Source organism: Psychrobacter sp. 1044, from assembly GCF_904846525.1.
Classification (GTDB): domain Bacteria; phylum Pseudomonadota; class Gammaproteobacteria; order Pseudomonadales; family Moraxellaceae; genus Psychrobacter.
Window position 1 is genome coordinate 1 of sequence record NZ_CAJHAZ010000008.1, and the last position, 23,123, is coordinate 23,123.

Consider the following 23,123-nt stretch of genomic DNA (forward strand, 5'->3'; position numbering starts at 1 on the left):
GATAGCTTTGCAGCGGCGGTAATGCTCGCTTGTGTCTTTATCTGGTTGCCCTTGATTTGAATTCTATACACACCCTAATATATCTAGCCAAAAGCTACTATATGTATTATCTATATGTATAGCTTCTTTTAAAGTAAGACCTTTCTTATGATCAAAAAACTTTCTAAATTGACCTTCAATAGATGTAAAAGTAGTAATATCATCTAATGATTCGATTTGTTCATCTAGCTTTTTTTCTATAGCTATTTTTTGAATAATGTTTGTAGGTATGAGTGTCTCAATTTCTCTCATATCAATAATATAAGCTAAACTTCCATCAATATTTTCTCTATCTTCTTTGGAAAAAGGCGATGAAGTTGAACCTTCTGCCATATTTGGATGATATTTATCACTATCAACAATACAAAGTACTAACTTTTTAGAATTCTTTATATTATCAAACATCGTTTTTATTTGGCTTCCACCCCCAAGTGAGAAATCAAAAGAAAAGTTTAATTTATGATCCGATATAGAATGAGAGTAGTACTCAGTAATAATGTTATATAGTTTAAAATCCTCAAGATTTTCAGTTAGTAGGGTTATAGGTCCCAAATTTTTAGGATCTATAAAATATTTATAGCTAACTTTAATGATAGGCTTGTCTTTCTCAAAAGCACAGATATCTCCTTCGTAGTTGAAGTCAACAACAGCATGAGTAGAAAGAGTATTGGCGATTCCAGCATACTCTCTTCTGTACGAACGTATATCATGAGTATAATTTTTAATATTAGTATTATACATGTCACATATCAATATGCTTTCAATAGTCTTGGTGTCCAATATAATAATATTATGTCTAAAGGCACTACTCATAATTAAATTTTCTAAGGCATGTTGTCTATCACTATCATGTGCGTATTGGTCAGGAAGGCAGTTTTTGATTTTAAATAGCATTATTTTCGACCTGAAAAGAAACCAATAGGCCATTGTTCTAAAAGTCCCTCACTATTAAAATAAGAGAACTTTACTTTAGTAGTGCTACTGTCTAGCTCTTTCTCAAAAAGCACTATATTAACATCTTGTGAGCTTAATAATTCATCTTCGATACAGTCACCAAGAGTATCTACCATAGTTTGACTATGAGTTTCAAAAATTATTTTAAGTGATAGTTCTCTTTCTTTTGCTGCGTTAATGACAGATACAAACATTCTAGCAAGACGCGCTTGATACTCAGGGTGAAGATGTAGTTCAGGCTGTTCAATTGCAAATATAATATCAGATTTTTTTTGTCTCAAAGTTAGCTTCTTATTTCTTGACGTCTCCATCCATATAGATGCGACAATAGGAAGTATTTGTGAAAAACCAAAACCCATATCGTTAATGTTATATTCTCTCGGGTCACTTCCAGCTTTTATTTTCAAAGCATAATGTAAACCCTGTTCTTCAACTTTGACTTGGAATCCAAAATTTTCATTTGTCCATTGAGTAAATAGTTCATTTTCTTTTTTAGGAAGTGACCTTAGAAGCATTGCTAGATTTGAACCTGTATGATCAATTTCTTTAACTTGTAGATCTTGATGTCTATAATATCTTTCAGCCGTAGATCGAAGAGGTGCTATATATTTAATATTTTTAAAAGTATTTACTATCTCATTATTTATAGTTACTAATAGACTGCTAATACTAGCAGATAGAGAAAGTTGGTAGACCATGTCACAGATATCTTTTTCTTTTTTCTCTAAATTTTTGATAAATGTTCTATTGTTTTTAAATATCTTAGTTAAAACACCTTTGATGTCATCTCTTTCATTCAAACCAATACGAACTAATCCATCTTTTATTGTGGAGTCATTTGTATTTCCAAAATACTTCTTTATTTTTGAATGTAATATATCGTAGAAATATTCGTTTGCTCCTTCATCATCAAATCTTTGATTATCTTTTGTCCAAAATCCTATTAAAGGTAGAAATTGATTTAAATTTAAATAACCCAAATCTTCTGATATTTTATTTAGAGTGCCATCTATATACAAATCACACTTTTTATCATTATTAAAAACAAAAAGATATTTATGGTTGTAGAGTTGCAAACTCAATTTCTTTAAAATAGTTTTATTATTGATTTCTGTAACACCAACCTCTACCACCGTATTAATATCTTTAGAGCTTAATATCTTTCTTTTCAAGTGATAGTAGTATGAGGAAAAATAATTAGGAGTATTAGGACTGAGTTGAATTTTAAAGTCAAAGTAAATGATATTATCTTTAACATCAAATTTCTTTGCCTCAGAAAAAGCCCCAAAGTCTACATAGGAGCTATACCATAATATAGGGCCAGTAGTATTGGCCTCAACTGACTGCCTTAGTAATGGCAAACTACGCAAAAAGGTACTTTTGCCGCTACTGTTTTTACCTATTAGCACTGTGATAGGCTTTAGATCGATATAAGGTGAGTTATCAGTGTCTGCAAAACTACGTAAGTTTCTGAGTCTAATTGATTGTAGCATTCTGTTATCTCAATAGAACGAAATTATGTTTTGTAATATATCATATCGATAATTAATTGGTATGATGTTTCGATTTAACATGCTTAATTTGAGTAAAGCTAAATATATATAACGCGTTGCAAAAAAGGTCAGCAGCAAGGTCAGACCTTTTTTGGTTGTAGCAAATTTCCTAAATGTTGGGGTATGGTGAATATTGATTAATCGTTAGTCACCTTAACCATAGATTTCTTCCAAGCGTAAACAAGCCACCAATCGACCGTCCCACTCGCGCAGTTGCGGCTCTATCTCGCTGCATTGATGCTTGGCATATGGGCAGCGTTTGTGCAGGGCGCAGCCACTTGGTGGATTGAGCGGGCTTGGTAGCTCACCTTGTAGCGTTAAATCGTTCTTATGACCATTTACCGTTGGCGCGGCAGCCAACAGAGCGATAGTATATGGATGTTTTGGCGCGTTATAAATTGCTTCTTTCGGGCCATGCTCAACTGCCTGACCTAAATACATCACCATCACATCATCAGCGACATGACGTACGACCGACAGATTGTGTGAGATAAAAACGTAAGCAGTACGATACTCATCCTGCAAATCCATGAATAGATTTAGAACTTGCGCTTGAATCGATACATCGAGTGCGGAGGTAGGCTCATCAGCGACGACAATTTTAGGATTGAGCATCATGGCACGGGCGAGGGCAATACGTTGGCGCTGACCCCCTGAAAACATATGCGGATAGCGGCCAGCATGTTCGGGACGCAGACCCACATTTCGCATCATCTCGTTGATTTTGTCACGCTTGTCGTCTTTAGAGAGTTTGGTATGGATATCTAATGGCTCAGTCAACTGATAGCCAATAGTATGGCGCGGATTTAAGCTACCATAAGGGTTTTGAAACACCATTTGAATCTCGGTACGCAGCTCTTTGAGCGCTTTTCTGCTATAGCCAGTGGTGGCTTCATCATTGATAAATAGCTCGCCATCAGTAGGCTCTTCGATGAGTGTGAGCTGGCGGGCAAGGGTAGATTTACCGCAGCCTGATTCACCGACGACGGCTAGCGTCTTGCCAGCCTCAAGCTCAAACGACACACCATTTAATGCTTTAACGTAAGCTTTTGCTTTACCCAACCCTTGCGATACTGGGTAGTGTTTATGTAGATTGTCTGCTTTTAGGACCACTTTATTACTCATACTTGTGACTCCAAGGTAGCAGCGTGAGAGGTAGATAGGTGAGAAGGCAAGCTGGGTAATTCTGAGTGAATACAGCGCACTTTGCCATTGGGCGTATCTAAAATGGGCGGTGGCACCTCACAGGCAGGCTCTTTGTACGGGCAGCGAGGAGACAATAAGCAACCACTCGGGCGATCATATTGGCTGGGTACTACACCGGGTAAGCTGTTCAATCTATCTTGACCAATAGCCAGTTCAGGGATAGCTTGCAGCAAGGCCTCCGTATAAGGGTGAGCAGGCTTTTGGAAAATCTCCGGCACGGTACTGGTTTCGACCACTTGTCCGGCATACATGACCGCGACATCACGCGAGTTTTGCGCGACCAAACCCAAGTCATGGGTAATCAGTATCATTGCCATCTGTTTTTCGCGTTGCAATCGGCTTAGCAAGTCCATGATTTGTGCTTGTACCGTGACATCGAGCGCGGTGGTAGGCTCATCAGCGATGAGTAGTTTTGGCTCACAAGCAATTGCCATCGCAATCATGACCCGCTGACTCATACCGCCTGATAACTGATGTGGATAAACCTTGAGTCGATTTTTGGCATCGGGCATTTCGACCAGCTCTAACAGCTGTAAGAGACGTGTCTGTACTGCTGAACCACGCAAGCCTAGATGCTTGCGTAGTACTTCGCCCAGTTGCATCTCAACCGTGAAGCTTGGATTTAGACAAGACATGGCATTTTGAAAGATCATTGAGATGTCTTTGCCAATGATGCCGCGTTTTTCTTTTGCTGACATACTGAGCATGTCTTTATTATCGAACATAACACGCTTGGAACGTACAGTTGCAGAGGGTGGTAGTAGCCCCATCAGTGCCATCATAGTGACCGACTTACCCGAGCCAGATTCACCGACGACTGCGATGACTTCGCCTTGTGTAATCTTTAACGACACATCATCGACTGCACGAAAAGCCCGTACACCTTGACCGAAAGTGACCGAAAGATTTTCAATATCTAACAGCAATGGTGATTCTTTTTTTGATGCGTCATTCATAGAAGTGTGAGTGATAGGCGTTTTAATTAATGGTTCAGTCATCTTAGGTCACCTGCTTTAATTTGGGATCTAGCGCATCGCGTAGGCCATCACCAGTCAAGTTAATCGACAATGCGGCTAAGAAAATGGCGACACCGGGCCAAATCGCTAGCCAAACATTACTTTGAATATATTGACGCGCCGTACCAAGCATTGCACCCCATTCAGCATCGGGTGGCTGTACACCAAAGCCTAAGAAACCAATTGCACCTGCTTCCAAAATAGCAGACGAGAAAATCATCGTCGCCTGTACGATAAGCGGTGCCATACAGTTGGGCAAAATGGTGATAAATAACAATCTAAGCACACCAGCGCCCATCACTTGCGAAGCGATAAAATACTCACGCTGTAGCTCTACCATCGCGGTAGCACGAGTCAGACGAATAAAAGGTGGCGTACAGACCAAGGCGATGGTAATAATCGTATTGGTCATAGAAGGTCCTAAGATAGCGGCAATGATGATGGCCAATAGTAAGCTCGGATAAGACATCAAAATATCGTTGACCAGCATGACCGCTTTGCCCCAAACCTTGGGCCAAAATGCAGCACTAAGTCCTAATGAAACACCGACTAACATGGCAAGAGTCGTCGCGCTCAGACCGATAAATAGAGAATAACGCGCGCCATACATCACCCGAGACAAGGTGTCTCGTCCAGCATCATCCGTGCCTAGCCAAAACATTGTATTGCCGCCATCTAGAAAGGCAGGCGGCAACTGCTCTTGACCAGTAAACAACTCGTAAGGGTCATGGGGCGCAATGGCAGGCGCAAGGATGGCAATAATGACCATCAATGCCAGCACAATAAAACCAAGCACCGCGCCTTTATTTCGGCAGAATGTCGATAAAAATAGCTGCCAAGATGACGGCGGTGTGGCGGCCATAAGATTGACATCAGAGGGAAGAACAGAAGGCTTCATGAGCAGTTCCTATAGTGGCTAACGCGTTGAAAGTATGTAGAGTTCCATTTCTAGCAATAATTTAAAATGTGCTAAAACTCACTCAAGACCATACAAACACCAATAACCACTATTTATAATATGAGTATTTATCAATGTTAAATTAAGAAGTATGTCGAATACGCGGATTGATAAGACCATACAAAATATCAATAAATAAACTAACCAAAATCAGGGCGGTGGCGACCAATAAAATACCGTTTTGCACGATAGGATAATCACGAGTGAAAAACCCATCGAGCAGCCAATTACCAACACCTGGCCAACTAAAGATAGTCTCAGTGATAATAGCCCCCGCGAGCAAGGTCGCCATCTGTAAGCCAATCACCGTCACCACAGTTATAAGGGCATTGCGCATGACGTGTACCAATATCACGCGGCGCGGCGATAGGCCTTTGGCGCGCGCTGTACGCACGTAGTCCTCATCTAACACCTCTAGCATCGCCGAGCGTGTCATCCGTGCAATCATTGCGAGTGGTATGGTCGATAAGGCAATAGACGGTAGGATAAAGTGTTTGACCACATCCCAAAATGCGCCAGGTTCTCCTGATGTTAAAGAGCCAAGTAGCCATGATCCATATAAAGGTTTGACGTCTAAAAACTGCGCGACAGATATGACACCAGCGACGGGCAACAGGCCGAGATAATGGGCGAATATACCCGTGAGGATAGGCCCCAATAAATAGATGGGCATAGAGTAGCCAGCCAGCGCCCCTGACATTAGAGTGTAGTCAATCCATGTACCACGTCGTAGCGCGGCAAAGATACCTAAGCTCACACCGACAACACTGGCAATGACAATGGCACACAAAGCCAGCTCTAAGGTTGGTACAAAATGAGCAAAGAAGTCTTGTAATACCGGAGTACGAGTACGAAAGGATTGACCAAAATCACCGGTCAATATTCCAGTTAAGTAATCCCAATATTGGACAATGAGGGGTTTGTCTAAGCCAAGTCTTTCTAACGCTCGAGCATGTAGCTCTGGATCGACCATACGCTCACCCATCATAATCTCGACGGCATCTCCAGGGACGAGCCGAATTAGGGTAAATGTCGATAGTGTTAAGCCAAGATAGACAGGAATTAGAATGGCAATGCGACGCAAAATATAAAGTAGCATGGGCTGCTCAATTCAATAGTTGTGGTTCAATCGTTTGAGATCGATGAGTAGAATGTTGGCAGAGATGAGAGAGTCGGTGACAAAATGCTTAATAAGGCGCTTAACTCATATAAATACGGCTGGAGCAAAGTGTCTGACCCAGCCGAATATAAATTAAACAATCATGCATGTCTTACCGGACGTCATCAGCTCAGGTTATTCAACCTTTACACCATCGAAGCGTATTGAGCCAAGCGGACTAATTTTATAATCGACGACGTTTGGTGCGGTGAATACCGTGACCACCGAATGCGCCATTGTCGTCCAAGGCAGCTGCTCTTTGAATATCTGCTGAGCTTGTACATAGTCGTTGACGCGCTCATCTTGATTGGTAATCTGACGGGCGTTAGTCACCAAAGTGTCAAAGTCTTTATTACACCAGCGTGAGTAGTTGTTACCACCGACCGCATCACAAGATAGTAATGTACCAAGCCAGTTATCAGGATCCCCATTGTCACCAGTCCAACCCGCTAGAATGACATCAGGTTCACCTTTAGCAGCGCGGTTTAGATACTCGCCCCATTCATACGTCACAAGCTTGGTATCGACACCAATTTTTGCCCAATCTGCTTGTAGCATTTCAGCCATGAGTTTAGCATTAGGATTGTATGGTCGCTGAACGGGCATATACCATAGATTAATGGCAAGTTTGTCCGCGCCTGCTTCTTTTATAAGGGACTTGGCCTTTTCCACATCATAAGGCGCATCTTTGATAGATTTGTCGTAACCCCATTGTGTGGGTGGCATTGGATTGGTGGCTTTTAATCCTTCGCTTTGATAAACCGCATTGATAATAGCGTCTTTATTAATGGCCATATCTAATGCTTGGCGAACTTTAAGGTCGCTAAGCTTCGGTTTTTCAACGTTATAGCCCACATAACCGACGTTAAAGCCAGGTTGATCGAGAACGGTGACCTTACCAGATTTTTTGACAGAGTCAATTTCGGCAGGTTTTGGATAAGCGGACACATGACATTCGCCTGCTTGCACTTTTTGCGCACGAACCGCCGAATCTTTGGTGATAACAAACACGAGATTATCGATATGAATATCGTCTTTGTTCCAGTAGTCTGGATTTTTGGTATAACGAATTTGCGCGTCTTTTTGATAAGAAGTAAAGACGAAAGGTCCTGTACCAACGGGTTTGGTGTTGATATCAGCAGCATTACCAGAAGCCATTAACTTTTCTGCATACTCAGCAGAATCGATATAAGCGAAGGGCATCGCTAGGTTCTGTAAAAATGGCGCGTTGGTCTCGCTGAGCGTGATTTTGACGGTAGAGTCATCAACCTTTTCGATATTGGAGATAATATCAGGTAGCCCCATACCGACCGAATAGGGGAACTCAGCAGGATAGGCTTTATTAAATTCAAAGTCTGGATTGGTGATACGCTCCAGGGTAAAGACAATGTCATCTGCGTTGAAATCACGGGTTGGGGTAAAGTAATCGGTCTTACCATATTTAACCCCTCTACGTAGGTTAAAGGTATAAGTCTTGCCGTCTTCACTAATATCCCAGCTTTCGGCTAAGGCTGGCTGAATCTCAGTACCATCTCTTTTGAATTCCACTAAGCCGTTGTAGATGGGAAAGGCGCTCGCATCAAAATCTGTACCTGCAGTGTATTGTGCTGGATCGAATCCAGCCGGACTACCTTCTGAGCAATAAAGTAAGGTTTTGGCTGCTTTAGCATCTGAGCTGGCAGCAGATTCATCGGTGGTTTTGTTGTCGCCGCTACAGGCACTGATGCCTAGAATAACTGTCGCCAACATCGTCAGTTTGAAGAGTGATTTTTGCATTATTACATCCTATGTAATGATAAATAGTCGTCAATATATTTATAAGATCGTTTTTGACCTACAAATATAATGAGCGTGCTTTTAATTCCCTTTAAAGCAATTGTTTATATCGTGTTTCTAATATGCAAAATAAAAAATATTTCAGGTTGTATTAACCATTATTCAGATTTGCAAAAAATACCGATATAAATAAGTGGTTTAAATATACTCTGTTCAACAGTGGTAATGCAAGACATCCATAAGCTAATTTGATAGAAAACGTTCTGTTTTAATATCTTTATTGCCGAATTTGTTAGAGTTCCTCCTTATTTTAGAAATGCTGATAAAATAATCACGAAAAAACAAAGGTTAAACTTTTATATAATTCGCTTATTTTCATTTTATTGAATATAAAGTTTCAGTAAATAAGTTTCTTAAATAAAAATACTAATTATAAGACGCATATCTTCCCATGTTTTATGGCGTGATATCATTCGATATGACCGTGATTTGCTTTGATAAGATCTGCGAGTTTTTCGGCAATCATAATCGTTGGCGCATTGGTATTACCGCTGATTAAAGTCGGCATGATTGAGGCATCGATGACCCTTAATCCATTTACACCGCGTACTTTTAATTGCAAATCGACGACTGAATTGCTGTCTGAGCCCATACGGCAAGTGCCGACAGGATGATAAATGGTATCTGACTTGTTGCGAATATAGCCGAGCATACCGTCTTTTTCGATATAGGGGGCAGGGTAGTCTTCAGTAATATATTTGGCGATGGGTGATTCTTGCATGATGGCGCGCGTACGCTCCGCGCCTGCAATCATATATTCCACATCTTTTGGGTGCGAGAGGTAGTTTGGATCAATCAATACCGTGTCTGAGGGGTCGGCGGAGTCCAGTCTGACCGTACCGCGGCTTTCAGGGCGTAGGTAGCAACTGTGACAAGAGACCGCAAAGCCACGTCTGAGATCACGACCGTGCTCAATTACGCGGGATATGACAAAGTGCAGTTGGGTATTTGGCCACTCTTTTGGATCATCACCGACACTAAAGAACGCGCCCGCTTCAGCATAGTTGGTAGACAAGAGGCCTGTACCATCCTTTCTCCACTGCCGAATACTTTTGGTCAATGTCGAAATCGTCGCCATACCAATACCGATGACGTCAGTGGTATTGACCTCGTAATCAAAAACGACGTCCAAATGATCTTGTAGATTACCACCAACATCGGGCGCATCTACCATGACGTCTATGCCATGCGATTGTAGATGCTCAGCAGGTCCAATACCTGACAACATCAGGACTTTGGGTGAGCCAAAAGTGCCCCCAGATAATATCACTTCATGACGCGCCATAACCGCATGCTCGACGCCATCTTTTTCATAAGCGACGCCAACGGCTTGTTTGTCTTCAAAAATGACGCGGTTGGCTTGGGCGTGGGTGATGACGGTCAAATTTGATCGGTTTTGTACTGGATGTAGATAAGCGGCCGCCGCAGAGCAGCGTTGACCTTGTTTTTCGCCATGAAAGTGGGTGACTTGATATAGCCCTGTACCGTCTTGCTTTTCGCCATTAAAATCTTGATTATGATCTAAACCATTGGTGATGGCGGCTTCTACGAATGCTTTGGAGATATCACGCGGACTCAGTAAGTCGCTGACATGCAGCGGTCCGCTATCACCATGCAGCTCGCCGCTACCATGAATATTATTTTCTGCTTTGATAAAGTAGGGCAGTACATCATCAAATCCCCAGCCAGTACAGCCTTGTTCTACCCAACGTTCATAATCGAGCGCACTACCACGGGTATAAATCATGGCATTGATAGCGGATGAACCGCCTAAGCATTGACCACGTGGTTGGAAGCCACGGCGGTCATTCAGGTGCGTCTGCGGCGTGGTGTGAAAGCACCAATTATTCAGTTTCAGCGGCTTGCCTGGCACCATCAAAATCAGTCCAGCAGGGACACGGACAGCAAGGTCTTTGCCTTCACCGCCATATTCTAATAAGCAGACACTAATGTCTGGGTTTTCTGTTAATCGGCTAGCAAGTACGCAGCCAGCTGAACCACCACCCACGATGACGTAATCAAATTTTTTATCAAATTCCATTTTATATTCCTTCTAGCATCCATGCTGAGTAAAACGTGCTCGTTAAAACGCGTTTATTGAAATAGGGTACGCATTACAGTATCTATTATTTTGCTGGAATAATAAAATAAAAATGACTAAGGGGTGTTTATCGATCAACATATGGCATGGCAAAACAATACTAGGTCGTTAAAACGCTGGTATAGGCTGTTTAAAATTATATAGCACATACCTCTGAACGTACGATAAAGCGCTTACCTTCTGGTATTTCAAGCGAAAAACTGGCTCCGCGTCCATCGACCACATCTATCGTTAGATCGGTATGTTGCCAGAGCTTATGCTGAGCTTTACCCATATAAAATGGACAGCCAACCAGCTCGCCGATGAGTACGTCTTGTCCGCCTACTTTAAATTCGCCCAATGGATAACACATGGGTGAACTGCCATCGCAGCAGCCGCCTGATTGATGAAACATCAGCTCACCGTGCTTAGATTTTAGTAAGTCGATTAATGCTTTGCAGGACTCTGTCGCTGTGACTTTCATAATGATTTCCTTATCGTTAGACCCGAACGAATGTCTTTCATAATCATACTGAATAGAAAATAAAGGGTCGCATCATATTCACTCACATGATTTATCATATGTGGTTGAAAACGATACGACCCTTTACTGATGATTACTCTAGCCAGTCATTGAGACGGTGTTACGAATTTCAAAATATCATAAAGCATATGGCTAGATAATGGTTGCTACAGACTATAGTCAATGACAATGCGACCTTCGATTTTGCCATCACGCATACGATCGAAGATATCATTGATATTTTCTAGTGGCTCAGCGGCAACGGTGGCTTTTACTTTGCCTGCTGCTGCCATGTCTAGCGATTCTTGCAAGTCGAGACGCGTACCAACGATTGAGCCACGAATGGTAATACCGTTTAAAACAGTATCAAAAATGGATACTGGGAATTCGCCCGTTGGTAGACCGTTACAGACCAAAGTACCACCGCGTCGTAACATGCCCAACGCTTGATCAAAGGCTTTTGAAGATACCGCTGTCACGAGCGCACCGTGAGCACCGCCGATTTCTTTTTGTAGATATTCAGCAGGGTCAGTATTTTTCGCATTGACAGTGACTTTAGCACCCAGTTTTTTAGCGAATGCCAGTTTTTCGTCATCAATATCTACAGCAGCAACGTTCAATCCCATCGCAATGGCATACTGAACTGCCATATGCCCCAAACCGCCGATACCTGAAATGACGACCCAATCGCCTGGCTTGGTGTCGGTCATTTTGAGACCTTTGTAGACCGTAACACCTGCACATAACACTGGTGCAATTTCAATAGAGTCAACGCTTTCAGGAATGATACCGACATAGTTGGCATCTGCTAGCACGTATTCTGCAAAGCTGCCGTTTACCGAGTAACCAGAGTTTTGTTGGCTTTCACATAAAGTTTCCCAACCACCTAAGCAATGGGTACAGTGGCCACAAGCAGAGTAGAGCCAAGGGATACCGACTCGGTCGCCTTCTTTGACATGGTGGACATTTTCACCAACGGCGGTGATAAGACCAACGCCTTCGTGACCTGGGATAAACGGTGGGCTAGGTTTGACTGGCCAATCGCCCTCAATGGCATGCAAATCGGTATGACAGACACCTGATGCCTGCATTTTTACAACGATTTGACCAGCACCTGCGGTTGGAATATCTACTTCTTCAATTTCTAAGGGTTGTCCGAATTCATGCAGCACGGCCGCTTTCATTTTATTACTCACGTTGTAACTCCTTGTCATCGTTCTTTACATTAAGATGCTCGGCGAGCATCGAGGTCGCACTTTACAGTTCTGCCATAAAGTGCTTTGAAAAACAGAATTAAAAGAAGCCCATCGCTTTAGGACTATAAGAGACCAGCATGTTTTTGGTTTGTTGATAATGATCAAGCATCATCAGATGGTTTTCGCGGCCGATACCAGATTGCTTATAACCACCAAACGCTGAATGCGCAGGATAAAGGTGATAGCAATTCGTCCAAACGCGGCCAGCTTTAATGCCACGACCGAAACGATAAGCACGAGTACCGTTACGCGTCCAGACACCAGCACCAAGACCGTATAAAGTATCATTGGCAAGCGCCATCGCTTCTTCATCGTCTTTAAACGTGGTGACAGCAAGCACAGGACCAAAGATTTCTTCTTGGAACACGCGCATATCATTCGTGCCTTCAAAGATAGTCGGCTGCACATAATAACCGTTTGCCATATCGCCATCATGCTTGGCAAGTTCACCACCGACCAAGACTTTTGCACCTTCTTTTTTACCAATATCAAGATAAGATAGGATTTTTTCTAACTGATCTGAGCTGGCTTGCGCGCCAATCATAGTATCAGTATCGAGCGGGTTGCCCATTTTAATGGCTTTCACGCGAGCGATACAGCGTTTCATAAATTCATCATAGATGCTTTCGTGTACGAGGGCGCGTGATGGGCAAGTACAAACTTCACCTTGGTTTAGCGCAAACATGACCAAGCCTTCGACTGCTTTATCTAAGAAGTCATCGTCTTCATCCATGATATCGGCAAAGAAGATATTCGGACTTTTACCGCCCAGCTCTAGCGTGACTGGAATGATATTTTCACTGGCGTATTGCATAATTAAGCGACCAGTGGTGGTTTCACCCGTAAAGGATACTTTATCGATACGTGGGTTGGAAGCGATTGGCTTACCGGCTTCAACGCCAAAGCCGTTAATGACGTTTAGTACGCCTTTCGGTAAAATATCCGCCGCGCCTATGACGTCAAGCATGTATAAAACAGAAGCTGGAGTTTGCTCGGCAGGCTTGAGGACGATACAGTTACCCGCAGCAAGGGCGGGGGCAATTTTCCAAATCGCCATTAGAATAGGGAAGTTCCAAGGAATTATTTGACCGACGACGCCTAGAGGCTCATGGAAATGATAGGCAACGGTATCTTCATCAATTTGACTAATGCCGCCTTCTTGTGCGCGGATAACGCCCGCAAAATAACGCAAATGGTCGATGGCGATTGGGATATCAGCGGCGAGAGTTTCGCGAACTGGTTTACCGTTTTCATAGCTTTCAGCGATAGCGATTGCCTCTAAATTGGCTTCGATACCGTCAGCAAGTTTGAGCAACATATTAGAGCGATCAGTGACACTGGTTTTGCCCCATGCGTCTTTTGCGGCATGAGCCGCATCTAGCGCAGCTTCAACATCGGCAGCTTTAGAGCGCGCAATCTGACAGAAGGTTTTACCATCGATTGGACTTGAGTTGTCAAAGTATTCACCATCGATTGGCGCGACCCACTCACCATTGATGAAGTTGTCATATTTTTTGCGGAATTGAACAGGACTATTTTCAGTATTGGGATAGGCGTATAACATTAACGACTCCTTGTTGTGTATTATGGCTAGTTAAGAACAAACGACTTAAGCATAAATATTTGGCCATCCTGACCAAGCTATGACCCTATCGTACTGAGCTTTAGCGATGAGCGATAATGACTTTTTATAATGATATATTTCGTATCGTATAACTTTAAGTTATGTGGCTTATCAGGGTTAAAGTCGTCCGCGAAACGGATGTAGCTGTTATAATTGTTGGCAGCTTTTTCTCTTATTATTTGCTCTTAAGCTGTTTTTCTTATTACTATTAACTTAATTGGTTTAGATATATGCGTCAATCTTCTGCTCTTGATATCTTAAAAACGGGTCAAAATGTCTTTTTGACTGGCTCAGCAGGTTCAGGTAAGACTTATACTCTCAATCAATATATTGACTATCTGCGCGCGCGCCGTGTGCCTGTCGCCGTCACTGCGAGTACCGGTATTGCTGCCACACACATGAATGGCACAACGATTCATAGCTGGTCCGGCATCGGTATCAAAGATGAGTTAAGCGACCGCGACTTGACTACGTTATCACGCAAGCAGTTTTTGGCAGACCGACTAAAAGACACCGCGGTATTGGTCATTGATGAGATATCGATGTTGCATGCTAAGCAGCTCAATTTGGTCAGCCAAGTACTCAAGCATATCCGCAAAAATGACAAAGCCTTTGGTGGTATCCAAGTGGTCGTGGCAGGGGACTTTTTTCAGCTGCCACCGATTGGTAGTAAGGGTGAAACCAATCGTGAAAAATTTGCCTTTATGTCTGAAGCGTGGCTTGATGCCAAGTTCCATATTTGTTATCTGTCTGAGCAACACAGGCAGGTTAGTGAAGCGGCAAATGGCGGGCTTGATTTGGACGATATTCTCAACCAAATTCGTCGTCAGGAAGTCACTTTTGAATCGATTGCCGCGCTGGAGGCGACTTTTGACCAAAATGTCGATATCAAACGTACCCGTCTTTATACGCACAATCTCAACGTTAATAGCATCAATGATAAAGAGCTTGCCGCGTTAGAGGGTGAGATGATGCGCTTTACTGCAACGTCCACGGGTGACAGTAAATTGGTTGAGACCCTTAAAAAAACGGTACGTACCCAAGATGATTTGGTACTAAAAGTCGGTGCCAAGGTGATGTTTATCAAAAACAATACTGAACTTGGCGTGTCCAACGGTACGATGGGTGAGCTGATTGGCTTTGCTGCTGTTAAAATTAATGATGATAGCAAAGACAGCAGTGATGATTTAATCGAAGACGATGACGACAGTGCTGAAAGTGAGACTGATAAGACTGTAAAAGGCAAAAGTAAAAAAGCCATAAAAGAGAAACCCAAAGCCAAAAAGCCAACGACGCAAAAAATGCCCGTGGTTCGGCTCAATTCAGGGCGTGAAGTTGTCGCTGAGCCTGAAGAATGGATCATCGAAGATGAGACAGGAGATGTGCTGGCAAGCTATGAGCAAGTACCGCTTTGTCTAGCATGGGCGATTACCATTCATAAGTCACAAGGCATGACCCTCGATGCTGCAGAGATTGACTTATCATGTACTTTTGAGTTGGGGCAGGGCTATGTGGCATTGTCACGATTAAAATCGCTGGCAGGTCTGCAGTTGCTGGGTATGAACGACATGAGTTTGCAGCTTGATCCGCTAGCACGCGGCGCGGACAAACGGTTTTTGGTGCTGTCAGAAGAAGCCGATGCCAATTATGCGATGCTTGATGAAGAGAGCATGACGCAGGCACATGAAAAATTTATTCTAAAATCGGGCGGTACACTGAGTAAATCAGTGATTGATGCTTATGCCACTTTGCAAAAAAAGCGCCGCGAGCAACAACAAGCGCAAATAGACAAAAAACAGAAACTGGGCAATCAAGTTTCTGATAAGTCGGACAGTACCTTGCTTGCGACGCGATTATTATTAGAGGAAAGCTTGTCGATTGCAGAAATCTCGCAAGCCCGTCAGCTTTCACAATCAACGATTATGCGTCATATTGCTGACCTAAAATCACAAGATCCAAGCCTTGCTTGTGATCATTTGCGGCCAGAGGATGAGGTGATGACGGCGGTTGGTAATGCCTACGTCGCGATTAAAGTCGCCAATAATCCAAATGATTTCAATGATGATGGCAGTATTAAATTGCGTCCAATATTCGATCATCTTAAGCAAAGTATTGATTACAATGCCATTCGTTTGGCACTGATTTTTATAACGCCTTAATGCCCAATGGTGTCTTGATACTGAGTATGACAATTCAGGGTTCAAGCATTCACCAAAGCCATTTAGCTGTTATATAACAATCCTTAGAGCCGATTGACAACTTGTTGGTTTTATTTCATTGTAGCGCTGACTTTATAGCGCTCAATTTTTTATCCTTTTATAGCGATATCTTTTTATGCCTGATTTTTCGAGCGCCACTTATCAATTAACGTCTGACCCAGTAGCAGCAGCGGCGTTTCATGCATCTAGTGAGCACACACAGCCACTGAGGATTGCTATCAATGGTTTTGGACGTATAGGGCGCAACGTTTTGCGGGCATTGCTAGAGCGTTTTGAGGTATTAGGCCGTGCGATCCATGTCGTGGCAATTAATGATTTAGCCCCAGCGGATATTTTGCTGCATTTATTAAAGTTTGACAGCACGCATGGTCGCCTAAGTCGCCTTGGGGTCAATGCAGAGATTGTAGAGAGTGGTGCGGATGACGCTAGCGATGACGGTAACAATAAAAGCGCCACACAGCTTTGTCTCACAAAAAACAATTATACCTACTGTATCAATTTATTCTCGGAACCTAACCCTGCGCAGTTGCCTTGGCAGGCGCTGGGTATCGATGTGGTGTTAGAGTGTACCGGACATTTTCGCTCTTATGAGCAAGCGCAACTGCACATAGAGGCTGGCGCGCAGCAGGTGATTATCGGTGCTGCACCATTCGATGATGTCGATGCTTGTATCGTTATGGGCGTTAATACTGATGAGCTAACACGTGAGCTGCCGATTATATCGAGTGTCTCTTGTACCACGCAGGCCTTGGTTCCTTTGATTGCGACGCTTGATACCGCATTTGGGGTAAAGTCAGCGATGATGACGGAGATTCATGCTGTCACCGCTGATCAGACAGTGCTCGATCAAGCGCACCGTGACCCAAGACGCGCGCGCGCGTCTGGTTATAACATCATTCCAACCACCTCTAGCAGTATCGCGGCGACAGAGCGTGTCCTACCTGCTATGGTAGGCAAGATAAATGGGCATTCGATACGCGTACCTACCATTGATGTAGCGGCTATTGATGTGACCTTTGTTTTTGATAAGCCCGATGTGTCTGTCGAGGCAGTCCGCGAGGCACTCAAATCTGCCAGTCAGGCACATTTGCGTGACATCATGGCTTATACGGATGAGCCACTGGTATCCAGTGATTTTATCCATCAGACTGAGTCTTTGATCATTGATGGTCAGCAGCTCATGCAAGTGGGTAGCCAGTACAAGGTTTTTGCATGGTATGACAACGAATGGGGTTATGCCAATAGATTACTAGATATGTGTCTACATCTGGCATCTTATAAAAAACCTATCGTCAGTTATCTATAAAAAAGTGACCGCGTTAACCTCGCTGCAAGTATCATATATACATCTGCACGCAGTTGCTTTGACTCTCTTTTAAACTGAATCAACGATAGCATCAAAATAATTTAAATTCGTGCAATTAATTGCTTGCATTCTTATGTTATATCGCTATAATAACGCACAAATGGAGACGTGGCAGAGTGGTTGAATGCACCGGTCTTGAAAACCGACAAGGGTTTGTAGCCCTTCGAGAGTTCGAATCTCTCCGTCTCCTCCAAATTCAAAAAAAGCCCTAATCAGTGATGATAGGGGCTTTTTTTATGCTGGTTATTTATCCTATAATTTTATAAATACTCTGCAGCACTTTTTTATCTCATTAGCGACTCATCAAATTTAATTTCCTGCCCATTCTCCAATATCAATGTGCCTTTACTGATCATGATGGTCAAGTCTTTGGTGTTTTTAATGGCACGCATAACGTTGATGTCTTCAATACTGCTCTCGATGATGATCTTGCCAGACTGCTCTGGTTTAATAGGCGGGTCAAACTGTGTTAGTGGTACGTTAAAGCTTTTGCCCTGCGCCAAGTTAGCATCTTGCATGGTCAGTGTGCCCTTAAAGCTTTGAATGGCGACCTTGCCGTGATTAGAGAGCATAAACTGCAGTTTTACTTGATTTAAGCTGTCACTATCGCTGGTTTTGACTGGTAGTAGAGCGACAGGGTAGTTCTGCGCATTGGCACTATAAGCTGGCTGGCTGCTGACGATGGGGCTTTTTTTACCTGTTGGATTGTTTGGATGTAATCGTTCGTATTCACGCTGTTGCACAAGGGCTTGCTTGATAGTGGTACGCGGCATCGCCCCCGACTCATAGGCACCGCTGAGTTTCATTCGCAACATGTAGCGGCTGAGTAATTGCTGCTCAGATTGAGGCAACTGCTCAAAAGTGGTGCCGAGTTTTTTCTGCCACTGATCTGAGTTGGTCGGTATGGTTTTTTTGGTTGGATCCGCGGTTGGCTGTGAGCAACCAGAAACGATTGGTAGTATCGCTAAGGCAATCGTCAATAACAAAGCTTTATTCAAGCGTTGATGTAAACTCGCCATCGTACACCTCCTTAAAAATCTTTATGGATAATAAAGAATGACAACAAAATAATGAGCGTTTTCTTAATATACCTCGTTTGATGAGAGGTTGTGTTTAATTATCGCTAAATGCTGTATCGCAAGCAAAATAGGCATATTTTTGTTATATGACAGCAAAAAAGGGCAGGAGACGTACTATTTATAATAAGTTCTGACAAGCAATCATGATCGGTATTTTTATTCACAATAGCTATTTTTATTACGCCCACAAAAAAAAGACTGAGTGCCGTTAAGCAAACTCAGTCTTTTTTATTGACAGCAGTAACAGCTAACGACTGTTTGAATAGTTAGTCATGAGCTTGGTCATTTTCTTGCAGCTCAGATAGTGAGTGAGTAATATTATTATTGTGGGTCACAACAATGGCCTCATCAATAATATGCTGGCTGACCCCGCGTTTACGCAGGCTTTCGATGAACACCTCATCATGGGCTAGGGTGTAGTCTTGATGATCGCGGTCAAGTCCTTGGCGAATATATAAACGAATAAGCCCTTGGATGCGTTTAAACCCCAACTCTTTTGAAGTGGCTTCTAATAGCGAAATCATCTCTTCAGACAAACGAATACTGATCGGGCGCATGATTTTTTGCGGATGATCAGAAAACTTATTTTTCACACGTACAGGTATCATAATAAACCATTATTTTTAGTGAGTAGGAGTAAAGCACTCAGACAAAAACTAACCCAATCAAAACTATCCTTACCATACAACAAAAACGCCTAAAAGAACACCGTAGCCATGCCAATCGCACTAGGTCATGTCCTCAATCCAATCTATTAACCTCTAAATGGGATAAAAATGGCTAAATTTTGCCAAACATCGTAAAATAGCTTATTAATATCTCGACATTATTTGTGCTACTGTCCTTGTTTGACGGCAATTTATCTCATTTTTGTCACCACTTTTAAAATGAGGACACGCCCTAAGATTGCGACTATCTTCTTAATTGAAAACGGCAACCATAAAAAAACCTTCATCAAATAATGATGAAGGTTTTTAGTATATGGCTCTCCAACCTGGGCTCGAACCAGGGACACACGGATTAACAGTCCGTTGCTCTACCAACTGAGCTATTGGAGAATAAGTTGGTATAACGATAAGTTAGATAAGCGCTATTGCTTGTCTTGTTTGCGTTATGTGGGGCACATTTTAGCCAAGTTGTTATAGGCTGTCAACCTTATTATGCCATTAATTATAAATATTGTTGTTATCTATCAAAAATAACCAGCAATCACTTATAAAGCGGGCTGTTTTGGCAAATTTTGACCGCTAAAATATTATTTTTTGACTAGGGCGTGTCTTCAATTCAATCGATAAATCTCTAAATGGGCTAAAAATGGTCAAAACCCTTATTTATGTAAGTTGTATATAAAATCTAGCGGTAATTTGATTAGACAAGTCGCCTATCTTTTTGAATAGTAAAACAATCTGTACCTCCCTCGAAACAAAAAAATCAGAAACAGCCCTTCACATTGCTAGAATATTTCTATAGAATACCGACCGTATGGTTTCTTTAATGTATATACATTATTAATATGTGATCAATCTGAGACAGGTAACCTAATTATGAGTCCCACCACTATTGCTTACGGTTATCTAGCCATCGCCATCATTTGCGAAGTGGTTGGCACGACCTTTTTAGTCAAGTCAGAGCAGTTTACGCGTTTGGTACCGACCCTGATTATGGGTGTGCTTTATGCCATCTCGTTTTACTTATTAACTCAAACCATCAAAACCATACCGCTTGGTATTGCTTATGCACTATGGGGCGGGTTGGGGATTGTGCTGACATCGCTCGTTGGCTTGATTTTTTTTAAGCAAAGTCTTGATACGGCAGCTGTGGTTGGTATCGCTATGATTGTGGGCGGTGTCGTGGTGATGAACTTATTCTCTAATTCTGTGGTGCACTGATATGGAAATGGAAAACGCTTACAAACGTAAAAAACAGCCCGAAGTTGTCCGTCGTGCGCTACTAGATCAGGCAGCGCGAATCACGTTAGAGCAGGGCTTATCAAAAGTGACCTTTCAGGCGGTCGCTGATGCGGTCGGAGTGACCAAAGGCGGGGTGATGCATCATTTCACCACTAAAAATGCACTCATTCTTGAAGTGTTTCATGATGCGATGGCTAGATTTGAGGCAGAAGTCAATCAAGCCATGGCAGAAGACCCTGTGCGTTATGGCTCTTTTACTCGTGCCTATATCAATGCCACAATTAGCTTAGGCGAAAAAGGGCAGGAAGAGCTCGATAGTCAAGCAACCTTATATGCATTGATGCTAGGCGATAGTGAGTTACGTGAGTTGTGGGCCAAGTGGGCAAATGCACAATTAAAGAAACATCAAGCAACTGACAATACCGAAACATTATGTATGGTGCGTCTTGTGGCTGATGGCATTTGGCTCTCTGATTTTTCAGGCATTAGTATCTCAGATAAAACCTCTATTCATAAGCGTTTGATAAAAATGACGCAACCTGAGAATGAATAAAATACTGTTCTTAAGTGATTGATCAAAGAAGATTTTTTATTAAAAAAGCATTGAAAGACAGGCTTGTAGCAATAGGCTATATAAATTTATTTTAAACATTTAACCCATGACGACATTATTTAGCATTAGCTTGTTTATAAGGCTTGTGCCAGTCGTTAATAGGAGCACCGCATGACAGATTCAAAAACAGACCTAAACAACTTAACAGACACCATTGATTTAAAACAAATACAAACTGCTTATATTAATGGTCGTTACTTAGCAATCGACGAATCGCTTGCTACTTTTGAAGACATCAATCCAGCCACGGGTGAAGTGTTAACTACCGTTCAGCAAACGACCAGTGAGCAGATTAATGAAGCGGTAAAAGCAGCACAAAAAGGTCAAAAAGTTTGGGCGGCGATGACGGCGGTTGAGCGCAGTCGTATTTTACTAAAGGCGGTTGCGATATTACGTGAGCGCAACGATGTACTCGCGTTACTTGAAACCAAAGACACGGGCAAAGCGCTCTCTGAAACCAAATATGTCGATATCGTGACTGGTGCTGATGTCGTTGAGTATTATGCAGGGCTTGCGTCGATGATTGAAGGTCGTCAGATTCCATTGCGTGATACTAGCTTTGTCTATACTCGCCGCGAGCCACTTGGCGTCGTCGCAGGTATCGGTGCGTGGAACTATCCTATTCAAATCGCGATGTGGAAAGCAGCACCAGCGTTAGCCGCTGGCAATGCGATGATTTTTAAACCTTCTGAAGTCACGCCTCTAACTGCGCTAAAACTGGCAGAAATATTGACAGAAGCGGGCTTACCAGATGGCGTCTTTAATGTTGTGCAAGGGGATTATAAAGTCGGCGAAGCGTTAACTCAGCATCCTGATATCGCCAAAGTCTCGTTTACCGGTGGTGTACCCACTGGTAAAAAAGTGATGGAAAGTGCCGCATCTTCGTCGCTTAAAGACGTAACCTTGGAGCTTGGCGGTAAGTCGCCCTTGATTATATTTGATGATGCGGACATCGATACCGCCGCTGATATTGCGATGATGGCGAATTTCTATAGCAGTGGTCAAGTTTGTACCAATGGCACGCGCGTGTTTATCCCTAAAGCCTTACAAGCCAAGTTTGAAGAAGCCATATTATTGCGCGTCGAGCGTATTAAATTGGGCGATCCAATGGATGAGAGTATTAATATGGGTCCATTGGTCAGCTTCCCACATATGGAGCGAGTACTTGGCTATATCGAGCAAGGAAAAGCGAGTGGTGCTCGTCTGCTAACAGGCGGTGACCGTGTGACAACAGGCAAATTGGCAAATGGCGCATTCGTCGCACCGACGGTATTCACTGATTGCACCGATGAAATGACTATCGTGCGCGAAGAAATCTTTGGTCCAGTGATGTCAATATTGACTTATGAGACTGAAGAAGAAGTGATTCGCCGTGCCAATGATACCGAGTATGGTTTGGCAGCTGGGGTCGTGACTGCTGACTTGACCCGAGCGCATCGAGTCATCGCTCAAATTGAAGCGGGTATTTGCTGGTTAAATACGTGGGGCGAGTCGGCTGCACAAATGCCAGTGGGCGGTTATAAGCACTCAGGTATCGGCCGCGAAAACGGCATTGAAGCCCTTGAGCATTATACGCAGACCAAGTCTATCCAAGTAGAGCTTGGTAAGTTTGAATCGGTATTTTAATCACTTTTTCTGTGAAATTTTTAAAACGGTAAGGCTGAATTATTAGGACTAATTTGTCCTTTTGGCACCGCCTTACTGATATGAAATGATGGATTTTTTAATATTA

The 23,123-nt window shown here is 42.8% G+C and carries 18 protein-coding genes and 2 tRNA genes; 6 read left to right on the forward strand and 14 right to left on the reverse strand.

Annotated elements, in window-relative coordinates; genetic code table 11:
- Positions 1-63: 63 nt before the first annotated feature.
- From JMX82_RS06795 to JMX82_RS06845, 11 genes are all read right to left on the reverse strand, one after another.
- Positions 64-933, reverse strand: a complete 870-nt coding sequence (locus JMX82_RS06795) for a hypothetical protein (protein WP_201539981.1) — start codon at positions 931-933, stop codon at positions 64-66.
- On the reverse strand, positions 933-2,486 hold the full coding sequence (locus tag JMX82_RS06800) for an AAA family ATPase (RefSeq protein WP_201539982.1): 1,554 nt from the start codon (positions 2,484-2,486) through the stop codon (positions 933-935). The genes JMX82_RS06795 and JMX82_RS06800 overlap by 1 nt, the downstream gene beginning before the upstream one ends.
- Positions 2,487-2,699: 213 nt before the next feature.
- Complete coding sequence (locus JMX82_RS06805; RefSeq protein WP_201539983.1) at positions 2,700-3,671, reverse strand: peptide ABC transporter ATP-binding protein; 972 nt, start codon at positions 3,669-3,671, stop codon at positions 2,700-2,702.
- The gene (locus JMX82_RS06810; RefSeq protein ID WP_265089310.1) at positions 3,668-4,750 is read right to left on the reverse strand and encodes an ABC transporter ATP-binding protein; all 1,083 of its coding nucleotides are present in this window, start codon (positions 4,748-4,750) and stop codon (positions 3,668-3,670) included. Before JMX82_RS06810 ends, JMX82_RS06805 begins: the two co-directional genes overlap by 4 nt.
- Position 4,751: 1 nt before the next feature.
- Positions 4,752-5,666 carry an ABC transporter permease gene (locus JMX82_RS06815; protein WP_087814459.1) on the reverse strand — a complete coding sequence of 305 codons (915 nt, stop codon included), beginning with the start codon at positions 5,664-5,666 and terminating at the stop codon, positions 4,752-4,754.
- Positions 5,667-5,808: 142 nt separating this feature from the next.
- The gene (locus JMX82_RS06820; protein WP_045453107.1) at positions 5,809-6,825 is read right to left on the reverse strand and encodes an ABC transporter permease; all 1,017 of its coding nucleotides are present in this window, start codon (positions 6,823-6,825) and stop codon (positions 5,809-5,811) included.
- A 195-nt stretch (positions 6,826-7,020) separates the two neighbouring features.
- On the reverse strand, positions 7,021-8,661 hold the full coding sequence (locus JMX82_RS06825) for an ABC transporter substrate-binding protein (RefSeq protein ID WP_201539984.1): 1,641 nt from the start codon (positions 8,659-8,661) through the stop codon (positions 7,021-7,023).
- Positions 8,662-9,130: 469 nt separating this feature from the next.
- Positions 9,131-10,762, reverse strand: a complete 1,632-nt coding sequence (locus tag JMX82_RS06830) for a GMC family oxidoreductase (RefSeq protein ID WP_201539985.1) — start codon at positions 10,760-10,762, stop codon at positions 9,131-9,133.
- 196 nt (positions 10,763-10,958) lie between these two features.
- Positions 10,959-11,285 (reverse strand): DUF779 domain-containing protein, encoded by a 327-nt coding sequence (locus JMX82_RS06835; RefSeq protein ID WP_201539986.1) that lies wholly within the window; start codon positions 11,283-11,285, stop codon positions 10,959-10,961.
- A gap of 206 nt (positions 11,286-11,491) precedes the next feature.
- Entirely contained in the window at positions 11,492-12,520 is a 1,029-nt protein-coding gene (adhP, locus tag JMX82_RS06840; RefSeq protein WP_173936718.1) for an alcohol dehydrogenase AdhP, read from the reverse strand.
- Positions 12,521-12,617: 97 nt separating this feature from the next.
- Complete coding sequence (locus JMX82_RS06845) at positions 12,618-14,144, reverse strand: aldehyde dehydrogenase family protein (protein WP_201539987.1); 1,527 nt, start codon at positions 14,142-14,144, stop codon at positions 12,618-12,620.
- A gap of 290 nt (positions 14,145-14,434) precedes the next feature.
- On the opposite strand from JMX82_RS06845, the gene JMX82_RS06850 reads away from it, so the two are divergent.
- The 3 genes from JMX82_RS06850 (at position 14,435) to JMX82_RS06860 (ending at position 17,982) form a co-directional block, all read left to right on the forward strand.
- A complete protein-coding gene (locus JMX82_RS06850) occupies positions 14,435-16,363 on the forward strand; it encodes an AAA family ATPase (RefSeq protein WP_201539988.1) in 1,929 nt (642 codons plus the stop codon).
- A 175-nt stretch (positions 16,364-16,538) separates the two neighbouring features.
- Positions 16,539-17,729, forward strand: a complete 1,191-nt coding sequence (locus JMX82_RS06855; RefSeq protein ID WP_227676432.1) for a type I glyceraldehyde-3-phosphate dehydrogenase — start codon at positions 16,539-16,541, stop codon at positions 17,727-17,729.
- 162 nt (positions 17,730-17,891) lie between these two features.
- Positions 17,892-17,982: transfer RNA gene (locus JMX82_RS06860), tRNA-Ser, on the forward strand.
- A 91-nt stretch (positions 17,983-18,073) separates the two neighbouring features.
- On the opposite strand, the gene JMX82_RS06865 is transcribed toward JMX82_RS06860, so the two are convergent.
- The 3 genes from JMX82_RS06865 to JMX82_RS06875 form a co-directional block, all read right to left on the reverse strand.
- The gene (locus tag JMX82_RS06865; protein ID WP_201539989.1) at positions 18,074-18,808 is read right to left on the reverse strand and encodes a hypothetical protein; all 735 of its coding nucleotides are present in this window, start codon (positions 18,806-18,808) and stop codon (positions 18,074-18,076) included.
- A gap of 326 nt (positions 18,809-19,134) precedes the next feature.
- Positions 19,135-19,476 (reverse strand): CopG family transcriptional regulator, encoded by a 342-nt coding sequence (locus JMX82_RS06870; RefSeq protein ID WP_109589375.1) that lies wholly within the window; start codon positions 19,474-19,476, stop codon positions 19,135-19,137.
- Between the two features lie 374 nt (positions 19,477-19,850).
- A tRNA-Asn gene (locus JMX82_RS06875) sits at positions 19,851-19,926 on the reverse strand.
- A gap of 486 nt (positions 19,927-20,412) precedes the next feature.
- On the opposite strand from JMX82_RS06875, the gene JMX82_RS06880 reads away from it, so the two are divergent.
- The 3 genes from JMX82_RS06880 to betB all read left to right on the forward strand — a co-directional run bounded on the left by JMX82_RS06880 (position 20,413) and on the right by betB (position 23,017).
- Positions 20,413-20,757, forward strand: coding sequence for a DMT family transporter (locus JMX82_RS06880; protein ID WP_201539990.1), 345 nt, complete (start codon positions 20,413-20,415; stop codon positions 20,755-20,757).
- A 1-nt stretch (position 20,758) separates the two neighbouring features.
- Positions 20,759-21,331, forward strand: coding sequence for a TetR/AcrR family transcriptional regulator (locus tag JMX82_RS06885; protein WP_055125112.1), 573 nt, complete (start codon positions 20,759-20,761; stop codon positions 21,329-21,331).
- A gap of 171 nt (positions 21,332-21,502) precedes the next feature.
- Positions 21,503-23,017 (forward strand): betaine-aldehyde dehydrogenase, encoded by a 1,515-nt coding sequence (gene betB, locus JMX82_RS06890; protein ID WP_201539991.1) that lies wholly within the window; start codon positions 21,503-21,505, stop codon positions 23,015-23,017.
- Positions 23,018-23,123: the final 106 nt, after the last annotated feature.